Genomic DNA, 5,497 nt, shown 5'->3' on the forward strand with positions numbered 1-5,497 from the left:
GTGTGGTTGTCCTTTGAGAACTCAACAGTGTGCTGAATGTTTGGTGGGTTTTTTTTCCCGTCGGCATCCGGGGTTTGTTTTCGGGTGTCGTTTGGGTTTCTTTGAGTGCATCCGGCTTTGTTTGCCAGTGGGGTCGGGTGTTTTTTGCTGGGACTGTTTTGTTCCAATGTTTTTTGTTGGAGAGTTTGATCCTGGCTCAGGACGAACGCTGGCGGCGTGCTTAACACATGCAAGTCGAGCGGTAAGGCCCTTCGGGGTACACGAGCGGCGAACGGGTGAGTAACACGTGGGTGACCTGCCCTCCACTTCGGGATAAGCCTGGGAAACTGGGTCTAATACCGGATATGACCAGGGGATGCATGTTTCTTGGTGGAAAGTTTTTTCGGTGGGGGATGGGCCCGCGGTCTATCAGCTTGTTGGTGGGGTGATGGCCTACCAAGGCGACGACGGATAGCCGGCCTGAGAGGGTGATCGGCCACACTGGGACTGAGACACGGCCCAGACTCCTACGGGAGGCAGCAGTGGGGAATCTTGCGCAATGGGCGGAAGCCTGACGCAGCAACGCCGCGTGAGGGATGACGGCCTTCGGGTTGTAAACCTCTTTCGCGATCGACGAAGCTCCATCTTTTGGGTGGGGTGACGGTAGGTCGAGAAGAAGCACCGGCCAACTACGTGCCAGCAGCCGCGGTAATACGTAGGGTGCGAGCGTTGTCCGGAATTATTGGGCGTAAAGAGCTCGTAGGCGGTGTGTCGCGTCGGCCGTGAAAACCTGGGGCTTAACTCTGGGCGTGCGGTCGATACGGGCATCACTAGAGTTCGGCAGGGGAGACTGGAATTCCTGGTGTAGCGGTGAAATGCGCAGATATCAGGAGGAACACCGGTGGCGAAGGCGGGTCTCTGGGCCGATACTGACGCTGAGGAGCGAAAGCATGGGTAGCGAACAGGATTAGATACCCTGGTAGTCCATGCCGTAAACGTTGGGCGCTAGGTGTGGGGTCCATTCCACGGGTTCCGTGCCGCAGCTAACGCATTAAGCGCCCCGCCTGGGGAGTACGGCCGCAAGGCTAAAACTCAAAGGAATTGACGGGGGCCCGCACAAGCGGCGGAGCATGTGGATTAATTCGATGCAACGCGAAGAACCTTACCTGGGTTTGACATGCACTAGACGCGTCCAGAGATGGGCGTTCCCTTGTGGCTGGTGTGCAGGTGGTGCATGGCTGTCGTCAGCTCGTGTCGTGAGATGTTGGGTTAAGTCCCGCAACGAGCGCAACCCTTGTCCTATGTTGCCAGCGGGTGATGCCGGGGACTCATGGGAGACTGCCGGGGTCAACTCGGAGGAAGGTGGGGATGACGTCAAGTCATCATGCCCCTTATGTCCAGGGCTTCACACATGCTACAATGGCCGGTACAGAGGGCTGCGAAGCCGTGAGGTGGAGCGAATCTCGTAAAGCCGGTCTCAGTTCGGATCGGGGTCTGCAACTCGACCCCGTGAAGTCGGAGTCGCTAGTAATCGCAGATCAGCAACGCTGCGGTGAATACGTTCCCGGGCCTTGTACACACCGCCCGTCACGTCACGAAAGTCGGTAACACCCGAAGCCCGTGGCCCAACCCGTAAGGGGGGGAGCGGTCGAAGGTGGGACTGGCGATTGGGACGAAGTCGTAACAAGGTAGCCGTACCGGAAGGTGCGGCTGGATCACCTCCTTTCTAAGGAGCTTCACCGAACACCATCAGCCGGCGTGTTCACAGGCGAGTGTTCTGTGCAGGCATGTCTGGTGGTGGAGGGCCCCAGTACCTTCCCGAGTTCTCGAGTCTTCGGGCTCGTGGTCGGGGGTGGGAGGGGGTTGCTCGAGAAATGTGGAATCACCGAACTCCGGTGCTTTGGCACTGGCAGCACACTGTTGGGTCCTGAGAGGACGACCCGGCCCCCCTTGTGTGGGGGCTTGTTTGTTGTCTGTCTCTAGGGGCGATCGTTCACCTGCTTCCCTGTGGTGGGGGGTGTGGTGGCGGTTCGTGTGGTCGTTGAGAATTGTACAGTGGACGCGAGCATCTTTTGTTTCTGTGCACATTTGTGTCGTGATTTCTTGATGTGTGTGTTGGTCAAGTTGTTAAGGGCGCACGGTGGATGCCTGGGCATCAGGAGCCGATGAAGGACGTGGGAGGCCGCGATAGTCCTCGGGGAGCTGTCAACCGAGCTTTGATCCGAGGGTGTCCGAATGGGGTAACCCGGCACCCGTCATGGGGTGTCACCGCCGTCTGAATGTATAGGACGGTGGGAGGGAACGCGGGGAAGTGAAACATCTCAGTACCCGCAGGAGAAGAAAACAAGAGTGATTCCGTGAGTAGTGGCGAGCGAAAGCGGAAGAGGCTAAACCCCGCCAGTGTGAGAGCCGGCAGGTGTTGCTGGTGGGGTGTTGTGGGGTTCCGCGTACCAGGGCTGCCGTCCTGGTGCGGGTGTTCGTGGTGTTAGTCGAAGGCGTTGGGACGCGTCGGCGTAGAGGGTGAGACCCCCGTAGACGAAAACACTGCGTTCTCCCGTTGCGGTGTCCCCGAGTAGCAGCGAGCCCGTGAAATTCGCTGTGAATCTGCCGGGACCACCCGGTAAGCCTAAATACTCCCTGATGACCGATAGCGGACGAGTACCGTGAGGGAAAGGTGAAAAGTACCCCGGGAGGGGAGTGAAACAGTACCTGAAACCGTGTGCCTACAAGCCGTCAGAGCCTTGCGGGGTGATGGCGTGCCTTTTGAAGAATGAGCCTGCGAGTTAGTGGTACGTGGCGAGGTTAACCCGTTGAGGGGTAGCCGTAGCGAAAGCGAGTCCGAATAGGGCGTTCATAGTCGCGTGCTCTAGACCCGAAGCGGAGTGATCTACCCATGGCCAGGGTGAAGCGCCGGTAAGACGGCGTGGAGGCCCGAACCCACCAGGGTTGAAAACCTGGGGGATGAGCTGTGGGTAGGGGTGAAAGGCCAATCAAACTCCGTGATAGCTGGTTCTCCCCGAAATGCATTTAGGTGCAGCGTCGCGTGGTACTCACCGGAGGTAGAGCACTGGTTGGCCTAGGGGGCCTACAAGCTTACTGAAGTCAGCCAAACTCCGAATGCCGGTGAGCGAGAGCGCGGCAGTGAGACTGCGGGCGATAAGGTTCGTAGTCGAGAGGGAAACAGCCCAGATCGCCGGCTAAGGCCCCTAAGCGTGCGCTAAGTGGGAAAGGATGTGGGATCGCCCAGACAACCAGGAGGTTGGCTTAGAAGCAGCCATCCTTGAAAGAGTGCGTAATAGCTCACTGGTCAAGTGGTCCTGCGCCGACAATGTAGCGGGGCTCAAGCGCACCGCCGAAGCCGCGGCAACACCGCGTGAACACTGCTTGCCCTTGATGGCGTAGCTGGTGGTGGTGTTGGGTAGGGGAGCGTCATGCGGGCGGTGAAGCGGCGGAGTGATCCAGTCGTGGAGCCCGTGTGAGTGAGAATGCAGGCATGAGTAGCGATAGCAGAGTGAGAAACTCTGCCGCCGGATGACCAAGGGTTCCTGGGCCAGGTTTTTCCGCCCAGGGTGAGCCGGGACCTAAGGCGAGGCCGACAGGCGTAGTCGATGGACAACGGGTTGATATTCCCGTGCTCGTGTAGGCGCGTCCCTGGCGAATCCAGGTGTGCTAACCGCCCGAACCTCGGGTGTCTCCTTCGGGAGCACCTCGAGGGGAGCGCGGGACCCCGCCTGGTAGTAGCCAAGCGATGGGGTGACGCAGGAGGGCAGCTCCGCCAGCTAGTGGTAGTGCTGGTGCAAGCGTGTAGGCCGGTGGACAGGCAAATCCGTTCACCACACGGGCTGAGACGTGACGCATAGCCGTTTGAGGCGAAGCAGAGTGATCCCATGCTGCCGAGAAAAGCCTCTAGCGAGTTCCTACGCGACCCGTACCCCAAACCAACACAGGTGGTCAGGTAGAGAATACCGAGGCGTTCGAGCGAACTGTGGTCAAGGAATTCGGCAAAATGCCCCCGTAACTTCGGGAGAAGGGGGGCCCTGTCCCGTGAAACCCCTTGCGGGTTAGCGGGGTGGGGCCGCAGAGACCAGGGGGAAGCGACTGTTTACTAAAAACACAGGTCCGTGCGAAGTCGCAAGACGATGTATACGGACTGACGCCTGCCCGGTGCTGGAACGTTAAGGGGACCGGTTAACCCTTCGGGGTGAAGCTGAGAACTTAAGCGCCAGTAAACGGCGGTGGTAACTATAACCATCCTAAGGTAGCGAAATTCCTTGTCGGGTAAGTTCCGACCTGCACGAATGGCGTAACGACTTCCCCGCTGTCTCGACCACAGACTCGGCGAAATTGCACTACGAGTAAAGATGCTCGTTACGCGCGGCAGGACGGAAAGACCCCGGGACCTTCACTACAGCTTGGTATTGGTGCTCGGTTCGGCTTGTGTAGGATAGGTGGGAGACTGGGAAGCGGTCACGCCAGTGATCGTGGAGTCGCCGTTGAAATACCACTCTGGTCGAATTGGGCATCTAACCTCGGGCCATGATCTGGTCCAGGGACAGTGCCTGGTGGGTAGTTTAACTGGGGCGGTTGCCTCCCAAAGGGTAACGGAGGCGCCCAAAGGTTCCCTCAGCCTGGTCGGCAACCAGGTGTCGAGTGCAAGTGCACAAGGGAGCTTGACTGTGAGACCGACGGGTCGAGCAGGGACGAAAGTCGGGACTAGTGATCCGGCACCACCACGTGGTTGGGGTGTCGCTCAACGGATAAAAGGTACCCCGGGGATAACAGGCTGATCTTGCCCAAGAGTCCATATCGACGGCATGGTTTGGCACCTCGATGTCGGCTCGTCGCATCCTGGGGCTGGAGTAGGTCCCAAGGGTTGGGCTGTTCGCCCATTAAAGCGGTACGCGAGCTGGGTTTAGAACGTCGTGAGACAGTTCGGTCCCTATCCGCCGCGCGCGCAGGAGACTTGAGGAAGGCTGTCCCTAGTACGAGAGGACCGGGACGGACGAACCTCTGGTGTGCCAGTTGTCCCGCCAGGGGCACGGCTGGTTGGCTACGTTCGGAAAGGATAACCGCTGAAGGCATCTAAGCGGGAAGCCCGTTCCAAGATGAGGTCTCCCACCCCTTCGAGGGTTAAGGCCCCCACCAGACCAGTGGGTTGATAGGCCAGACATGTAATCGCCGCAAGGCGTTCAGTGGACTGGTACTAATAGGCCGAGGACTTGCCCACACACACGTCAAGCAATCACGACGAGCTTGTGTGTGAAACACGGCAAACAACTGCGTAACGAAACAGAGAACCCTGTTCGCGTCCACTGTGCATATCCCAGCGACCACACACCCCACCCCACAACCGGGACACCCCGGACTCGTGGGGGTGGTGGGGTGTTCCGGTGGTCACAGCGGAGGGGAAACGCCCGGACCCATCCCGAACCCGGAAGCTAAGCCCTCCAGCGCCGATGGTACTGCGACCGACAGGTCGTGGGAGAGTAGGACACCGCCGGAACACCCGACCACCCCC

Annotated in this window: 3 rRNA genes; all 3 read left to right on the forward strand. The window is 59.2% G+C overall.

What is annotated here, in order from left to right:
* Nucleotides 1–173: 173 nt before the first annotated feature.
* Nucleotides 174–1,705, forward strand: a 16S ribosomal RNA gene (locus tag PH189_RS30145).
* A gap of 391 nt (nt 1,706–2,096) precedes the next feature.
* Nucleotides 2,097–5,206: ribosomal RNA gene (locus PH189_RS30150) — 23S ribosomal RNA — on the forward strand.
* Nucleotides 5,207–5,365: 159 nt separating this feature from the next.
* Nucleotides 5,366–5,482: ribosomal RNA gene (rrf, locus tag PH189_RS30155) — 5S ribosomal RNA — on the forward strand.
* The 16S, 23S and 5S rRNA genes sit together here, the layout of an rRNA operon.
* Nucleotides 5,483–5,497: the final 15 nt, after the last annotated feature.

This window comes from Actinomycetospora chibensis (assembly GCF_028737215.1).
Classification (GTDB): domain Bacteria; phylum Actinomycetota; class Actinomycetes; order Mycobacteriales; family Pseudonocardiaceae; genus Actinomycetospora; species Actinomycetospora chibensis.